The organism is Haloplanus salinarum, assembly GCF_009762275.1.
GTDB classification, from domain to species: Archaea; Halobacteriota; Halobacteria; order Halobacteriales; family Haloferacaceae; genus Haloplanus; species Haloplanus salinarum.
This window is the reverse complement of the sequence record NZ_CP034345.1, coordinates 1,120,924-1,136,854: the sequence shown is the minus strand read 5'-3', so window position 1 is coordinate 1,136,854 and position 15,931 is coordinate 1,120,924. Positions and strand designations below refer to the sequence as shown.

Genomic DNA, 15,931 nt, shown 5'->3' with positions numbered 1-15,931 from the left:
CTTGATGGCTTCGCAGGCTCAGTGACCGGTCGATTGGACACCTCCTTCACGAACTACTCGAGTCCGGGACGCTGAACGCAGCCTCCGTATTCGGCAGTCCGTCTCCCGCGGAATCACGGACGACCGTCCCTCCGCGTGTGACTGGTGAGGCGTCGCGCTATACGGTGATCGGTAGCCGGAACCGGGGATGCGTGCCGAACCCCTGTTCGATCGGCTCGCGTTCGACGGGGTGATCGTCGTCCAGTCGTGCGTACCACGCCTTTCGAAGCGGGACGAACTCGCGGTGGTCGCGGCGCCGCCGAACACCGAGTTCCCGGGGCGGAGGCGGTCGAACCCTTGACACCGCGCGGTTCTCGGTCAGTGGCGGGCTCCGCGTATCGCGTGTTCGTGTCGCCGTCACGTGGCTGTCGGGAACGAGGGGAGTCGCCGTATCGGTCGCCGGGGTTGTCTTCCACTGCGGGATGATAGGGGTCGTTCGCTTCGTGTCGGCCGTCTCGCCGTTCTGTGTCACGCAGATCACGGGGGTCCCGTCGTCGACCGGCCGCGGATACACGGCGTACTCGCTCGCTAAGAACGCCGACGCGGGGATGCCCCACTTCGAGAGCAGGTGTTCGCCGTACACGGCGGCGTGATAGGAGGCGCCACACGCGACGAAGTGGACGTTCGAGACGTCGGCGAACGCCCCCTCGGGCCGGAGACGAACCTCGGCGCCGGAACGATCACGGCGAACCTCCGACACGACGGGAACCCCATCGCTGCCGGGGCCGAGGGCCACTCGACCGGCGGTCGGAAGTTCGGTGCCGTCCTGGGGTCTGGAACCAAGACGGGCGTCACCACCAGTTTACAGCCCGGAACCGCCCTGCCGACCGATTTCTGGACCGCTCCGGTCGGGGCCGTCCATCCGGACCGGTGAACGCGCGGTGAGCGCGGCGTGAAACGGACGGTCCCGACCGCTACGGCGTCGCGACACGCATCGAGGCGAAAATCGACGAGTTCGTCCGGCAGACGCGGCGGTGAATCCCGCCGCCGACGGCGCGGTGGCCGTCAGTCCCCGTCGGCGTCGTTCATGAACGCGAACGCGATTCCCTTCGCCGACTCCAGGTCGGCGGCGGTGCCGAGGTCACCGCCGACCCCCGACCGGTGGATGGCGTACTCCCAGACGTTGTCGCCGTCGATGACCTCGTTGATGTACACCGCGCGTCCGGTATCCTCCTGTCGGTAGAGAACCGTGGTGTAGTCCCGGCCCATCAGTTCGTCGTGTGTCGTCCGCTCGGTCTCCAGCGTCCAATCCGTCGGGAGGGAACGCTCGGCCGTCACGCTCCGTCACCGCCCTGGTCGGCGTCCGCGGCGTTCGGAACGCCGTCCTTGACCGCCTTGGCCTGTTGCTCTAGCTCCTCTACGTCCATCTCTGCTGCCTGGTCGATCTCGCCGAGGATCTCCTTGATGTCGTCGAGGCCGACGAGTTCGCGCGTCTCGGCGTCGAAATCCAGGCTGTCCAACTGCTGTCCGTCGGCCGCGACGTCGCTTCCGGTGAGGTGCTTGCCGTAGCGACCCACCAGCGAGGTGAGTTCCTGCGGGAGGACGAACGTCGTCGACTCACCCTGCCCGACCCCCTCCAGCGTATCCATTCCCTTGTCGATGATCGCCCGCTCCCCCATCGACTCCGCGGACTTCGCGCGCAGTACCGTCGAGATGGCGTCGCCCTGGGCTTCGAGGATCTGGCTCTGTTTCTCGCCTTGGGCTCCGATGATGTTCGACTGCTTGTCTCCCTCGGCCTTCTCGACCGCACTCCGGCGTTCGCCCTGGGCTTCGAGGATCGTCGCCCGCCGCCGCCGCTCCGCGCCGGTCTGCTGTTCCATCGCGTGCTGGACTTCCTGGCTGGGGTTGACCTCGCGGACCTCGACCGACTCGACGCGGATCCCCCAGTCGTCGGTCGGTTCGTCGAGTTCCTTCCGGATGCGGGCGTTGATCTCCTGGCGCTTGTTCAGCGTGTCGTCGAGTTCCAGGTCGCCGATGACCGCCCGGAGCGTGGTCTGGGCGAGGTTCGAGACCGCGGTCTTGTAGTCCTCGACCTCGAGGAACGCCTTCTTCGCGTCCATCACGCGGAGGTAGACGACGGCGTCGGCCGTGACGGGGGAGTTGTCCCGCGTGATCGCCTCCTGTTGGGGCACGTCCATCGTCTGTGTCCGCATGTCGAACCGGTACGTGCGCGAGACGAACGGCGGAACGAAGTTGATGCCCGGTTCGAGCAAGCCGCGATACTCGCCGAACACGGTGAGTGCCCGTTTGTCGTAGGCGTCGACGATCCGGACCATCTGCCAGACCGTCACGATCGCTAGCCCGAGCACCAGCAGGCCAACGATCCCGAACAGCGGGACGTCGAGCTGCATCGGGAGCGGATGAAGCATACACCAGTCGGTTCTCGCCGCGACCGCATCAAGCAACGAGGTTTTCACACTAATCCGATTTTTACTTATCCGAGTAACACGACGAGCACGGCCCGCTCACCGGCGCTGGACCTCGAATCGGGGCCCCACATTTATAATGAGTGCCATGGTAACGAAAGCCATGCACCGTTCCAGACCGACGGCTAGCGAGTTGGCCGCCGCCGTCACGAGCATCGTGTTGACCATCGTCTCCGTCGCGACGGGCGGGCTCGACCGGCCGACGAGCGACGCGACGCTCCGATCGACGGCCCCGACTCGCTCCCTGCCGACCGGCTGTCCGCTCCGCTCCGCCGACACCGCGTGGGGGGGTGCGTCGGCATGAGCCTGCTCGGCAAGATTCTCTCCATCTTCGGCGGGGGCTCCAGCGACGAGGCGTCGACGTCGTCGAAATCGGAACCGGACTCGGAGCCCGAACCGGAACCGGACTCGGAGGCCGAACCCGAAGCCGAGGAAGCGGAGGCCGAACCCGAAGCCGAGGAGGAAGAGGAGGGCGACGACGACGTGCCGACGAAGACCGTCGCGACGGCCGCCGACCCGCGGCGCGCCGAGGACGAACCCAACACGGTGGGGAACCGCGCGGCCAACCCCGAGGATCACGAGGCGGAAGGGGCCGAAGCGGAGGAGGCCGAAGCCGAGGAGGAAGAGGAGGGCGACGACGTGCCGACGAAGACCGTCGCCACGGCGGCGGATCCGCGGCGCAGCGAGGACGAACCCAACACGGTGGGGAACCGCGCGGTCAACCCCGAGGATCACGAGGCGGAAGGAGCCGAAGCGGAGGAAGCCGAAGCGGAGGAGGCCGAAGCCGAGGAGGAAGAGGAGGGCGACGACGACGTGCCGACGAAGACCGTCGCCACGGCGGCCGACCCGCGGCGCAGCGAGGACGAACCGAACACGGTGGAGAACCGCGCGGTCAACCCCGACGACCAACGGGCGACGTAGGCGGCGGGCTACGTCGCCTCGGTTCCCGTCCCGAGGTGTTCGTCCAGAAAGTCCACGATGGCGGTGTAGGCCTCGATCCGGTTTTCCAGTTTCGTGAAGCCGTGCCCCTCGTCCTCGAAGATCAGTTCGCGGACGGGGACGCCGGCCTCCCGGGCCCCTTCGACGATCCGGTGGGCCTCGCTTACGGGCACGCGCGGGTCGTTCTCGCCGTGGAGGACGAAGAGGGGGGCGGCGATGTCGTCGACGTTGTGGACGGGGCTGATCGACTCCAGTAGGTCGCGGTCCTCGTCGAGCGACCCGTATTCGGCCTCGCGGAGTTCGCGCCGCCAGTCCCCGGTGTTCTCGAGGAACGTCACGAAGTTGGCGATGCCGACGATGTCGACGCCGGCCGCCCAGACGTCGGGATACTCGGTGAGCGCGGCGAGGGTCATGAAGCCGCCGTAGGAGGCACCCATCACCGCGATACGGTCCGGGTCCACGGCGGGGTGGTCGTGGAGCCATTCGACGCCGGCCTTCAGGTCCGCGACCGCGTCCATGCGCTTTTCGACGTCGTCGAGGTGGGTGTAGGCCTTGCCGTAGCCCGTCGAGCCGCGGACGTTCGGTTCGAAGACGGCGTAGCCCCGGGAGAGGAGGTACTGTTTCACCCGGCCGAAGGAGGGTCGGCGCTGCGATTCGGGGCCGCCGTGGACGTCGACGACGACGGGCGTCTCGCCGTGCCCGGTGTCGGTCTCGGGGAGGGAGAAGAAGGCGGGCACCTCCAGTCCGTCGACGGAGGGGTAGTGGACGAGTTCCGGGGCGACGAAGGAGTCACGCGGGATGCCCGCGGTGGAGGCCCGGGTCCAGCGCTCGACCGTCCCGCTTGTCACGTCGACGACGTAGACGTTGGCGGTGTCGTCGCTTCGGGTGACGGTCAGCGCGAAGCGGTCCCCGTTCGGGCCGAAACTCACGCCGCCGGCGACGGACTCCGGGAGGTCGGGGGTCGGGAAGTGATCCAGCCGGCCGGGCGCGACGAGCTCGCCCACGCCGAGTTCCGTGTAGCCGTCGACGTTGCGGGAGTAGACCACGCGCCGGGAGTCCTCGTCGACCGCGACGCCGTCGACGTTCCACTCGTCGTCGGCGAGGGCCGTGGTCGCGTCGCCGGCGTCGGCGGCCACGACGGACGATAGGTCGCCGGTCGCGAGGTCGATCCGGGCCAGCGAGAGCGTGTCACCGTCGCGGTCGGTGGCGAGGTAGACGTTCTCGCCGTCGGGTCCCCAGGTCGCGCTCAGGTGCCGGATCGTCCCCTCGTGGGGCGTCAGGTGGCGGCGCGTTCCCGTCCCGACGTCGAGGACGTAGACGTCTTGGTCGAAACTGGAGTGGGACTCGACGAGGAGGAGGCGGTCGCCGTCGGGGCTCCAGCCGGCGACGGAGAGCCAGCCGGCGCCCTCGTGAACGCGCTCGGCGTCCGCGCCGGTCGCGTCACGATCCTGGACGTAGACGTCGAACACCGCGTCGTCGCGGCGGTTGGAGGCGAAGGCGAAGCGGTCGCCGTCGGGACTCCAGCCCCCGAACCAGTGTTTCGCGTCGGGATGTCGGGTCAGATCGACGATTTCGCCGGTCGCGACGTCGAGGCGGTAGAGCGCCTCGCGTTCGTCGCCGCCCCGGTCCCGGCCGACGATCAGTTCGGGACGTTCGGGCGACCAGGAGGCGAAGGTGACGCGGTCGTCGAAGAAGGTCCGCTGCTCGGGCCAGGCGCCGGGCGCCGAGAGCGTCCATACCTGCGGAACGCCGGTGGTGTCCATGAGGAAGGCGAGTCGGTCGCCGTCCGGACCGACGGAGGCGCCGTGGGCGCTCCGCACGTTGAGGTACCGCTCGATGTCGAACATACCGGGCGTTGGTCGGGCGTGACCAAACCCCTTCCCCCGGCGAGCGCTCCCTCGGCCCCGTGGGCGGCCTCGATTCATCGCACGCGAGCGAACAAGAACTGATATACTACTGGTATGAATCGGTAGGAACGTAGATGGTCTACCGGTTCCAGTGTCGGCAGTGTCCCTTCACGATCTGGTCGACGAGCCGAGACACGATCGGTGACGCTGTTGGCACCCACATCCTCGGACACCACCGCGAGCGGGTGACCAAACAGGATTTCCGGATCCGGTGGAGCTGCCCTCACTGTGAACGGAGCGGCCAGCACCACGACCGCGACGCCGGGATCGAGCGCTTCGAGCGGCACCTGTTCGAACACGTCGAGTCGTCCGTGGAGTCGGGAGTCCACGTCGCGGACGAATTCGACCGAACCGGTGGCGTGTTGGTCCGTGCCCCGCGTGGGAGCGACGGCCTCGACAACGCCCGAGTCCACTTTCTCTCCCCCGGAGATATCGTCCTGTTCGTGACGACGGCCCCCGCCGAACGGATTCGGCTGATCGACGATGCGCTCCGGGAGTGGCCGAGACGGACGATCATCCTCACGACCAAGCCCGATCCCCTCGGCGACGTCTCGGATCTCGACCTCTCGGAGGGATCGCTGGAAGTCGTCCGTCTCGACAGTCGACTCGGCCTCTCCGAGGTCGGCGAGACGATTTCGCGGATCGTCGGCGAGTACGAAGACGTCGGCGGGAAGATAGCCGCCGAATTCGACATCCTTCCCGAACTCGTCGAGAAGTTCGACCTGCAAACGGTTTTCAAGTTCCTCCACGTCCTCGCCGTGCGCTTCGACCGGGCCGATGCACTCTCTCACTATCACGTCGACCCGCGAGCGCAGTCGAAGTCGACGATCAACGTCCTCGATCAGGTGTTCGACCTCTCGATCGAGGCCGACGACCGGCGGTTCATCGCCGGGCCACATTCCGAACTCGACTGAGTCGGCGATCCGGGGCGCGTCGTGGGGCACTCACGGCTCTCGGTCGGCATCGTCGTGGTTGGCCGTGTAATCCGACGGATCGCGGACGTACGTATAATCGACGGCGTTGGTCACGACCTCTCCCGAGAGGCTCCCTCCGATCTCGTCGAGTACCGCCTCCGCGCGCTCGGCGACGTCCGACGGCACGTCCTCGTCGTGAACGAGGATCTGGAGCCGGCGTTCGAGCTTTTCACTCTCGAGTTCGGCCAGACTGCTCGCCGCGAGCCGGGCCGTTCGGTCGTCCGGGTCGCCGAGTGCGGCGATCAGGCAGTCGTACACCGCATCGCGCCGATCCGCGTCCGGATCGTCGGCGTCGGCCACCCGACCCAGGAGCCACGCTGCGTTGTGTCTCACGTCCGTCCGTCGGCTCTCGTCGAGCATGTCGATCACGTGGGGGACCACCGTCAGCGTGTCCGCGTTCGAGAGCCGGTCGGCGACGGCCTCACGGACCTCCTGCCGTCGTTCCGCCGGGGCGTCGACGAACAACTGGACGAGCGACAGGAGCGCCGCACGCTGTACCGGTGCGGTATCGTCGACCAACGCTCGAAGCAGGACGTCGACGGGTTCGAGGGTCGCAAACTGACCGAGTTCCTCGATTGCGGCCCGTCGGAGCGATTCCTCGTCGGCCTGGACGACCGGCGCGAGCGACCTGAGTGCGGCCTCGCTCCCGATGGCACCCAGGGCCCGCACCGCCTCCTCACGGACGCGGCGCCTGTCATCGTCGAGGCGATTCCGGAGGGCCCCGACACACCGTTCGTCACCGATCCACCCACAGGACTGCACGGCACGGGCACGTACCCGTGGAGACGGATCGGTCGTCGCCGCCACGAGCGCGGACAGTGATCGCTCCCCACCCATCCGTCCGAGTGCGGTCGCCGCGACCATGCGGAACTCCGGATAGTCGGCGTCGAGCCACTCCTCGAGGAGCCTCGCCGTCGCTCGTTCCGCAGCCGTATCGGATCGCGTCCCCTCCTCGGGTTCGATGTCGAACTCGCCCATCTCGTGGACGAGCCGTTCGAGCGTGTCCGGGCCGTGTCGGTACAGTGCGTCGATCGCTCGCGCACGGACGCTCCGGTCGTCGTCCTCTCGGACCGCCTGAATGAGGGCACGGATGACCTCCTGGGTGTCGCCGTCGTTCCGCGTCGTCTCCTCGGCGAAGTCGCCCAGCATCTCCGCGGCCCGTCGCCGGACGACCGGACGCGATCCGCGTCGGAGATACGCGACCAGCTCCGTCGTGTTCGACTCCCGTGCGAGTTCGTAGAGAAACGCCGTATCCGCCTCGGATCGGTCTTCCACCATCCTTGTCGTCCTCCCCGAGCCGTCGTCCGGGCTCCAGGGACTCCGGTTTGCTGTACGGGATGGAGAATAAAGTTGTTTCGCGCCGGGGGCGGCACCCCGATCCGGGATCAGTCCAGCAGTCCCTCGGTTTTCAGCGCCGCCATCACGTCGTCGACGAGTTCGTCGACCGATTCGTAGGGGAACTCCTGGTGGCCGTCGAGGTTGGCCGCGAGTTCCATCGCGGAGAAGGACACGTCCCCGGCCTCGAACCGGGTGCCCGGGCCGTCGGGGAGCGTCGGGACGAGATCCATCTGGTCGGTCACGGGGAAGTCGGCGCCCTCGAACGCCGAGCGAAACTGCTTGCGGAGTTCGGCTTCGGTGTCTTCGTTCATGGGAATTCGTGGACGTATCTGGCGGATAAGCGTTCCGAAAGCCGGGACGGCCGTCAGAAGAGCCCGTAGTCCGTCACGAGTTCCCGATAGCGATCGACGTACCGGTCGAGGACGGCGTCGTGGTCGTAGGCGGCGTAATCCTCGTTGACCGTCCAGCGCTCGGTCTCGGTCGCGGCGACGATCTCCTCGGCGAGTTCCTGTGGACTGGTCACCAGCGAACTCCGGGGGTCGGCCTCGACGAGTTCGTGGGCGGCGGAGTCGGCCTGGTACTCGACGACGCCCACGCACCCACAGGCGAGCGCCCGCAGGAGGTCGGTCGCGAACGGCTCCCAGGTGGCCGTCTGGGCGAAGACGTGCGCTCCCTTGAGGATCGGGACCTGTTCGGCCGGGGCGAGGTCGCCGAGGAACTCGACCCGGTCGTCGATCCGGAGGTCGCTGGCCATCCGTTCGGCGTCCGCCCGTGCGGGACCGTCGCCGATGATCGCCGCCCGCCACTCCCATCCGCGGAGTTCCGCCAGCGCGAGCAGGAACTCCTCGACGTTCGCGTGCTCGTCGAGGCGGCGGGCGTACACCAGGTCCGCCCGATCGTCGACCGGCGCGTCGCGGATGCCGGCCACGTCGACGCTGTCGGGGAGCACCTTGACGGCGTCGGCGGCGGCGCCACACTCCCGGGCCGTCGTCGCGACGGTCTCGGAGGGAACGAGGAGGGTGTTCGGGGATCGGGCGGCCCAGTGGCGACGCCAGGAGCGTTCGGTCCCGCGCCCCGGTGGATCCCACCACTCCGCGACGACGGGCACCCGTCGGAGGCGGCCGGCGGCCTTCGCGGCCGGCACTGCGAGGGCGGGATCCGTGGCGACGTGGATCACCTCCGGCCGGACGCCGTTGAGGACGAACGGGAGCTTCGCGACGAACGTCGACGGGGAGCGGTCGGTCGTCACGCGGCGATAGGAGACGCCGTCGAAGTCGAAGGCGGCGTGGTCGCCACCCCACCACTGCGTACAGACGACGGACACCTCGTGGCCCCGAGACGCGAGGCGTTCGGCGACCGCCCGCGTCCGACGGGCGTACCAGTGGTCCACGTGGTGGGCCGTCGTCATCGTCACGAACGCGACGTGCACGTGCCGGCCCACGGAGCCGGTGACCAAAAATCCCCTCCGTCGCCGGGCAGTCCGCGATATCTCGCCGCCCCGTTCCCGCGGGCCGGGAACCGACACGTGGGTTGAGGGGTCGGGCGACCGGACGGCCGACCATGTACGACGACGTCCTGGTTCCGACCGACGGGAGCGAGGCGGCCGTGACGGCACTCGACCACGCACTCGGCGTGGCCGAGCGGTTCGACGCGACCGTCCACGGGCTCTACGTCGTCGAGACGGACGCCCTCGCCCACGAGGCGCCGACGCTGTCGCTCGACGACCTGCACGAGACGCTCCGTGCCGAGGGCGAGACGGTCCTCGACGACCTGCAGGCGCGGGCGACCGACCGCGGGGTCGACGTCACGGCGACGGCCGTCGAGGGCGTCGCCGAGAACGTGATCGTCGAGTGCACACGGGAGCGGGGGATCGACCTCGTGGTGATGGGGACCCACGGCCGCCACGGGGCGGAGCCGTATCCGGTCGGCAGCGTCACCGGCCGGGTCGTCCGCCAGGTCGACGCACCGGTGCTCGTGGTGGGCGGCGCGTAGCCGGCGTGTGCGGCCGCGACGAACGCCCGTCGCTCGTCGGCGGTTCGTGGCCGGCTACGTAACGCCCGCGGCGACCGCGACGAACTCCCAGCTATAGACGTGGTTGAGGAGCAGGTACGCGAGGACGCCGAGCGTGAGCGAGAGGATCCACGATCCGGCGGCGATGCGGCCGACGCGGGCGTGAGCCGTGTCGCGGAGTTCGTTCGGCGTGTGTGTCAGGCCGAGGACGATGGCGTAGAGGACGACGGGCACGGAGACGATGGAGAGGAGGATGTGGATCGCGAGCATCGCGAGGTACGCGAAGTAGGGAAGCTGTGGCCCGACGAACTCCTTGGTGCCGCCGCCACCGATCTTCGTCAGGTAGATGACGAGAAACAGGAGGATGAGACCGAACGCCGTCGACATCGCGGCGGCGTGTTTCTTCACCTCGTCGCGGCGGATCCACCGCCACCCGGCGATCAGACAGAGGGTCGCCGCGGTGTTGACGACGGCGATGGCGTCGGAGAGGGCATTTACCTGTGCGAGCGAGAGGTCGGGGAAGACCGATTCGGGGACGACACCCGCGAACGTGCCCACGACGAGGGTGTAGCCCACGACCGACAACACCGCGGTGGCGGCGGCGGGATGTTCCTTCACCGGACCGCTTGCGCTGGCCGTTGCCATGGTCGACGGTCGGACCGGATCGGCTTGCCTCTTCCGTTCCTACCCGATCACGTCGGTCACGGTGACGGCCTCGCGGGCGGCCGCCTCGCTGATGCCGTCGCCGAGGATGGTGTACCGGTCGCGGATGCGGTGGGCGGTCGTCAGCGCCTCGATCACCGTCTCGTCGTCGAAGCCGAGCTCGTCCGCGGTGGTCGGCGCGCCGATGACCGAGAGGGCGTCGCGGATGTCGCGCCACATCCCCCGCTCGCCCTCGTGGAGGTAGGCGACGATGATGGCGCCGACGCCGACCTGGTGGCCGTGGAGCGCGCGGCCGGGCGCGATACGGTCGAGTCGGTGCGAGAAGAGGTGTTCGGCGCCGCTGGCGGGCCGTGACGACCCGGCGATCGACATCGCGACACCCGAGGAGACCAGCGCCTTCATCACCACCCACGCGGACTCCTCGAGGCCCTCCTTGATCGAGCCCGCGTTCTCGACGAGCAACTCGGCGGTCATCCGCGACAGCGCGCCCGCGTACTCGGAGTAGGGCACGTCCTGGAGCCGGTAGGCGAGTTGCCAGTCCTCGACCGCGGTGTAGTTGGAGACGATGTCGGCACAGCCCGCGGTAGTGAGTTCCCAGGGGCCGGCGGCGATCACCTCGGTGTCGGCGACGACGGCGAGCGGCGGGTCCGCCGCGACGCTGTGACGGGTGTCGCCCTCGGGGATGGAGGAGCGCCCGCTGACGATGCCGTCGTGACTGGCCGCGGTGGGGACCGACACGAGTCCCAAGCCGAGGCGGTCGGCGGCCATCTTCGCGGTGTCGATCGGCTTCCCGCCGCCGAGCCCCACGAGGTAGGTCGCCTCGGCCGCCCGCGCCCGCTCGGTGACGCGTTCGACCGCGTCGAACCCCGCCGCCTCGACGGCGACCGTGGCGGGGTCCTCGCCGAGTTGGGCGCGGACGCGGTCGCCGACGAGGCGGTTCGGCGTCGGGCTCGTGACGACCAGCGGCCGGCCGGCGACCGCGAGGTCGTCGACCACGGCCCCGAGGTCGTCGAGGACGCCGTGGCCCACGACGACGTTTCGGGGCAGCTTGATCCACGTCGACTTCTCGAACATGGGCCTCCTACTTCGCGGAACCATTTAGAAGATGAGGTCCGCGCGGTACTTCGGTCCCGCTCCGCCGTCGGAAGTTCTCGTCCCATCGAGCCGGGCTCGGACGGGACGGCGCCACCCTGGAACGATCACGGAGCGGGATCAGACGGTGGACTCGGACGGCTCGTCGCCCGGCCACGGAAACAGCAGGTCCGCGGCCAGTGCCCCGACGACCTGTTGGAGGACGTAGTAGACCACGACGACGACCGTCGCGGCCGGCATCCCGAGGACGTCCACGACGAGCAGGCTGACGCCGAGGTTCTTCAGGCTCCCGGAGAAGAACACCGCGGAGCGAACGCCCGGAGCGAGTCCACAGAGGAGACAGAGTCCGACGCTCGCGACGAAGCCGACGAGGAGGAGGGTCGCCGTCGTCACCGACAGGAGCGGCAGGTCCGCCGTCACCCGCCCGGGGTCGACCCCGGCGACGCCGGCGTACACGAGGACGGCGATCGACGCGCGCGCACCGGCATCGAGCTGGGACGCCGAGAGCGCGTCGTCCGGCACGACCACCCGCAGACCCACACCCCCACCGACGATGAACAGGAGGTTCGACACCACCGAACCGGGGGACAACGCCACCGTGGAGCCGACGAGCGCCGACAGCACCGGCGGCGTGACCACGGGCGAGAGCACGATCGACGTAACCGCGACGAGGGCGGCGAGTTCGACGTCGCCGTCCGAGAGTCGCGTCCAGACGATCGAACTGCCCGCCGTGATCGGCACGGCACTGACGACGTACAGCCCGACCCGGTGTTCCGGCGTCGCCAGGACGGGACCGAGGAGGAACGCTCCCGCCGGGAGCACCGCATAGGAGACGGCGAGACCGACCGTGAGGGCACGAAGCGGGACGCCCGACGCGAGGGAACGCGGATCGACGTCACGGAGGGAGATATACACGAGAAAGGCGACGATGGGGAGGGTGAACGAACCGACGCCGGCGAGTTGCGGGAACCACGTTCCCAGCGCCGCCGCGGCGACGACGAGCACGACGTTGCGACCCCGGGCGAGTAGCGTTCGCGGCGTCATCGGGCGTGTGCCGCCCCGGGGTGGGAACTCACCTTCTCCCGCCCGTTCCGCCGGGTGGGTCGCCGACCCCCGTTTTTCCACTCACCGAGACGGTCGCGGGAATCCGAACTGTACCGCACATAGTTAGATGAAATGGGGAATTTCACGATTGCACGTCACATTATTGGGCGAACACATGGACGTTTGTATATATTTCGACCGTCTCCGACGAAACAAACAGTTAGATTTAGACGTACGACCATAGTTATCGGCTAACGATGGTTGATAGCTCCATTTCGAGGAGAAAAGTACTGCAAACGGTCGGTGGATCGGTCAGCGTCGGTGCCTTGGCGGGCTGTGCGGGTGGCGGCGGTGGCGGTAGCGAGGGCGACGGTGGCGAGATGACGACGACCGCACAGGCGTCCCAGGACCAGGACTCCTACACGTTGAATCTCGCGGAGTCGGCCACCCAGGAGAGCGCCCACTACCGTGGGACCGAGTTGCTCGCGGAGACCATCGAGGAGAACTCGGACGGCCGGATCAGCGTCGACGTCGTCTGTTGTCAGAACGCCGGCGGTCCGCCGGAGATCACGAGTTCCGTCAACTCCGGAACGCTCGATATGGGCGTCTCGGCGGTGAACAACCTCGCGAACCTGACTGACGCGTGGCTGTTCGTCCAACTCCCGTACCTCTGGTCGGACCACGAGAACCTCTACGGCTTCTGGAGCGAGAACTACGGCGACGGCGGACGTGGGGAGGTCGTCGAACGGGTCCACGAGGCCGTCTACGAGGACCTCCCGAACATCGAGATCCTGGACTACTGGGGGAGCAACGGCGGGAGCATGCGTCACATGCACTTCTCGGACGACTCCACGCCGGTCGTCCCGACCGACGGGAGCGGCCAGGGGATCCGGGTGACCGAATCCCCCATCGAAGGCTCGACCGTCGGGAACTGGAACTTCAGTTCGACGCCCGTCGCGTGGTCCGAGACGACGTCGGCGATGCAACAGGGCGTCGTCCAGGGCATCCACATCCACTACTGGTGGCTGTACGCCTCGGGGATGTTCGAGGAGATCAACTACACCGTCGAAACACAGACCCAGGACAGTCCGGCGATCCTGCACATCAACTCCGACTCGTGGGGCCGGCTTCCCAGCGACCTCCAGGAGGTGGTCACGTCGTCGGTCGCGGAGGTCACGCCCCAGCAGATCGAGATGGACCTGGAACAGGGTGCCGAGGCCAAGCGCATGATACAGGAGGAGAACTCGGAGATCGAGATCTACAGCCCGACGGACAGCGAACTCGAGGAGTGGCAGCAGGTCACCGAGCCGACCTACGACGAATGGCTCGGGGAGGACGGCGTTCCCGAGGAGTTCGTCACGAGCGCCCTCGAGTTCCAGGACCACGACGTCCCGGGCGTGGAGCTGTAATCCCCGCCGTCCCCCTCCGAGCCCGAACGACATGATGGCCCCCTCGACTCTCGTGCTCCCCCCATGAGTACGGATACGCGCGTCAAGACCGGACTCCAGCAGAGCCTCGGGCGGATAGAGCCGGGTATCGACCAGGTCGAGCGATGGCTTCGGCTGGTACTCAAGTGGGCGTCGATCTGTGGATTGATCGGTATCGCCGTCGCGATCAACCTCAACGTCGTCGCGCGGTACGCCTTCGGGTTCTCCTTCGGCTGGGCGAACCCGCTGTCGGTGGTCCTCGACCTCTACGTCACGTACGTCGGCGGTGCGGTCGCGTACTACGTCGGCGATCACGTGAGCGTATCGTATCTCTACCGGAAGTTCTCCGATCGGGTCAGGCGCTCGCTCACGATGATCAACAACGGCCTGATCCTCGTCCTCGGCGTCGCGATGCTGTGGTTCGGCTCGCAGCTCGCCTTGAACCAGTCGAGTAGCCAGCACGCGCTGCTCGGCGTCTCGCTGTTCTGGACCCAACTCCCACTCGCGGTCGGCGGGCTGTACGTCTCGGTCGAGTCGACACGGCGGATCGTCGAGGCGGCCGGGGAGGATCTGGAGGCGAACTCGGTGGGTGCGATCGGCACCTTTCTGGCGTTCTCGGCCGTCGCACTCGCGCTGTACGCGGTGGGCCTCCCGTTGCCTCGGAACGCCGTCCTGGAGGTCGGGCTGGTGTTCGTCGCGTTGATCGCCATGATCCTGCTGAACGTGCCGGTCGCCTTCGGGATGGCGCTCAGCACGCTCCTCTTTCTCCTCGTGTTCCCGAACTCGCTCGATATCCTCCAGCCCCTGTTGGTCGTCCAGCAGATGGGCCAGGCCATCGGCGGCTTCTCCATCCTGGCGATTCCGATGTTCATTTACGCCGGTCGCCTGATGACCGCGACCGGGATCACGCGGCGCATCATCGACTTCGCGAACCTCCTCGTCGGCCGACTGCGGGCGGGGCTGTCACACGTCAACGTCGTGACCAGCATGCTCTTTGCCGGCATCTCGGGGTCGGCGGTGGCCGACACGGCGGCCGTCGGGAGCGTGCTCATCCCCGCGATGAAAGAGGAGGGATACGACAGCGGGTACGCCTCCGCGATCACTTGCTCGTCTTCGATCATCGGCCCCATCATTCCCCCGAGCATCATCATGATCGTCTTCGCTATCACCATCCCCGAGGTGGGTGTGAGTGCCCTGTTCATCGCCGGGGTGGTCCCGGGGATTCTCTTCGGTCTCGGGCTGATGGTAGCGACGTACGCCATCGGTTGGCGAACCGACTGGGAGCGCGTCCCCGAGGTCGACAGCGCGGACCGTCCCTCGGCCGGCGAGGCGCTGTCGATCACCCGGGATGCCCTGCTCGCGCTCGTCATGCCGGTCATCATCGTCGGGGGGATCCTCTCGGGGGTGTTCACCCCGACGGAGGCGGGCGCGGTGGCGGTCGGCTACACCCTCCTCGTCGGCGTGTTCGTCTACGACGAGATGGATCTGGAGAGCTTCGTCGAGGCGTCGTACAGCACCGTCACGATGGCGGGGGTGACGCTGTTCATCATCGGCGCTGCCCGACCAATCACGTATCTCATGGCGATCAAGTCCGTGCCCGAGGCCGTCGGGAGCGCCCTGTTCGCCTTGACCCAGCACCCGACGGCGTTGATCCTGCTGATCGTGGGAATCCTCGCCGTCCTGGCGATGTTCATCGAATCGATCGCCAACATCCTCCTCTGGGCGCCGGTGTTCACGCCGCTCGTCGTCCGGGTCGGTGGCGACCCGCTCCATTTCGCCGTCGTGATGATCATGACGCTGGCGATGGGGATGATCACGCCACCGTTGGGGGTGACCCTGTTCGTCGCGGCGCCGATCGCCGACACCGACATCGAGACGATAACCAAGAACCTGGTGTGGTTCTTCCTCGTCGAGGCCGTCGTGTTGCTGTCGGTGATCCTGTTCCCGGAGATCGCCCTCTGGCTCCCCCGGGCGCTGGGGTACGCGTGATCGCACCCCCTGTCGCACCGACCCGTCCCCGCTTCGGGGTCGTCGCCGCCGTGGATCCGTCGTCGGTCGGTACGCTGATACGG

The 15,931-nt window shown here is 67.9% G+C and carries 16 protein-coding genes; 6 read left to right on the top strand and 10 right to left on the bottom strand.

The genetic code is table 11. The features are described from left to right. Positions 1-157: 157 nt before the first annotated feature. From EI982_RS07110 to EI982_RS07100, 3 genes are all read right to left on the bottom strand, one after another. Positions 158-775, bottom strand: a complete 618-nt coding sequence (locus EI982_RS07110) for an SIS domain-containing protein (protein WP_157688864.1) — start codon at positions 773-775, stop codon at positions 158-160. A gap of 269 nt (positions 776-1,044) precedes the next feature. Beyond that, entirely contained in the window at positions 1,045-1,317 is a 273-nt protein-coding gene (locus EI982_RS07105) for a hypothetical protein (protein WP_157688863.1), read from the bottom strand. Then, a complete protein-coding gene (locus EI982_RS07100) occupies positions 1,314-2,408 on the bottom strand; it encodes an SPFH domain-containing protein (protein WP_157688862.1) in 1,095 nt (364 codons plus the stop codon). The genes EI982_RS07105 and EI982_RS07100 overlap by 4 nt, the downstream gene beginning before the upstream one ends. 160 nt (positions 2,409-2,568) lie before the next feature. Here EI982_RS07100 and EI982_RS07095 point away from each other — a divergent pair, with 160 nt between their 5' ends. Continuing rightward, positions 2,569-2,769, top strand: a complete 201-nt coding sequence (locus EI982_RS07095; RefSeq protein ID WP_157688861.1) for a hypothetical protein — start codon at positions 2,569-2,571, stop codon at positions 2,767-2,769. Further along, positions 2,748-3,386 carry a hypothetical protein gene (locus EI982_RS07090; RefSeq protein ID WP_157688860.1) on the top strand — a complete coding sequence of 213 codons (639 nt, stop codon included), beginning with the start codon at positions 2,748-2,750 and terminating at the stop codon, positions 3,384-3,386. The genes EI982_RS07095 and EI982_RS07090 overlap by 22 nt, the downstream gene beginning before the upstream one ends. Before the next feature lie 8 nt (positions 3,387-3,394). On the opposite strand, the gene EI982_RS07085 is transcribed toward EI982_RS07090, so the two are convergent. Continuing rightward, positions 3,395-5,251: a S9 family peptidase gene (locus EI982_RS07085; protein ID WP_157688859.1), complete on the bottom strand. Its 1,857-nt coding sequence runs from the start codon at positions 5,249-5,251 to the stop codon at positions 3,395-3,397. Positions 5,252-5,385: 134 nt separating this feature from the next. Here EI982_RS07085 and EI982_RS07080 point away from each other — a divergent pair, with 134 nt between their 5' ends. Beyond that, on the top strand, positions 5,386-6,225 hold the full coding sequence (locus EI982_RS07080) for a DUF7504 family protein (RefSeq protein ID WP_157688858.1): 840 nt from the start codon (positions 5,386-5,388) through the stop codon (positions 6,223-6,225). Between the two features lie 30 nt (positions 6,226-6,255). Here the strand turns inward: EI982_RS07080 and EI982_RS07075 are convergent, their stop codons facing one another. From EI982_RS07075 to EI982_RS07065, 3 genes are all read right to left on the bottom strand, one after another. Further along, a complete protein-coding gene (locus EI982_RS07075; RefSeq protein WP_157688857.1) occupies positions 6,256-7,563 on the bottom strand; it encodes a HEAT repeat domain-containing protein in 1,308 nt (435 codons plus the stop codon). Positions 7,564-7,670: 107 nt separating this feature from the next. Continuing rightward, positions 7,671-7,934: an MTH865 family protein gene (locus tag EI982_RS07070; RefSeq protein WP_157688856.1), complete on the bottom strand. Its 264-nt coding sequence runs from the start codon at positions 7,932-7,934 to the stop codon at positions 7,671-7,673. A gap of 53 nt (positions 7,935-7,987) precedes the next feature. Then, on the bottom strand, positions 7,988-9,052 hold the full coding sequence (locus EI982_RS07065) for a glycosyltransferase family 4 protein (RefSeq protein ID WP_157688855.1): 1,065 nt from the start codon (positions 9,050-9,052) through the stop codon (positions 7,988-7,990). Positions 9,053-9,183: 131 nt separating this feature from the next. Here EI982_RS07065 and EI982_RS07060 point away from each other — a divergent pair, with 131 nt between their 5' ends. After that, a complete protein-coding gene (locus tag EI982_RS07060; protein WP_157688854.1) occupies positions 9,184-9,615 on the top strand; it encodes a universal stress protein in 432 nt (143 codons plus the stop codon). Between the two features lie 54 nt (positions 9,616-9,669). Here EI982_RS07060 and EI982_RS07055 read toward each other — a convergent pair whose 3' ends face one another. The 3 genes from EI982_RS07055 to EI982_RS07045 all read right to left on the bottom strand — a co-directional run bounded on the left by EI982_RS07055 (position 9,670) and on the right by EI982_RS07045 (position 12,432). Next, positions 9,670-10,278 carry a DUF420 domain-containing protein gene (locus EI982_RS07055; RefSeq protein WP_157688853.1) on the bottom strand — a complete coding sequence of 203 codons (609 nt, stop codon included), beginning with the start codon at positions 10,276-10,278 and terminating at the stop codon, positions 9,670-9,672. 39 nt (positions 10,279-10,317) lie between these two features. Beyond that, positions 10,318-11,370 (bottom strand): NAD(P)-dependent glycerol-1-phosphate dehydrogenase, encoded by a 1,053-nt coding sequence (locus tag EI982_RS07050; RefSeq protein ID WP_157688852.1) that lies wholly within the window; start codon positions 11,368-11,370, stop codon positions 10,318-10,320. A gap of 138 nt (positions 11,371-11,508) precedes the next feature. Next, positions 11,509-12,432: a bile acid:sodium symporter gene (locus EI982_RS07045; RefSeq protein WP_157688851.1), complete on the bottom strand. Its 924-nt coding sequence runs from the start codon at positions 12,430-12,432 to the stop codon at positions 11,509-11,511. Between the two features lie 257 nt (positions 12,433-12,689). Here EI982_RS07045 and EI982_RS07040 point away from each other — a divergent pair, with 257 nt between their 5' ends. Both EI982_RS07040 and EI982_RS07035 read left to right on the top strand, forming a co-directional pair. Then, entirely contained in the window at positions 12,690-13,841 is a 1,152-nt protein-coding gene (locus EI982_RS07040; protein ID WP_157688850.1) for a TRAP transporter substrate-binding protein, read from the top strand. A 63-nt stretch (positions 13,842-13,904) separates the two neighbouring features. Beyond that, on the top strand, positions 13,905-15,848 hold the full coding sequence (locus EI982_RS07035; protein ID WP_157688849.1) for a TRAP transporter large permease: 1,944 nt from the start codon (positions 13,905-13,907) through the stop codon (positions 15,846-15,848). The last annotated feature ends 83 nt before the right edge of the window (positions 15,849-15,931 follow it).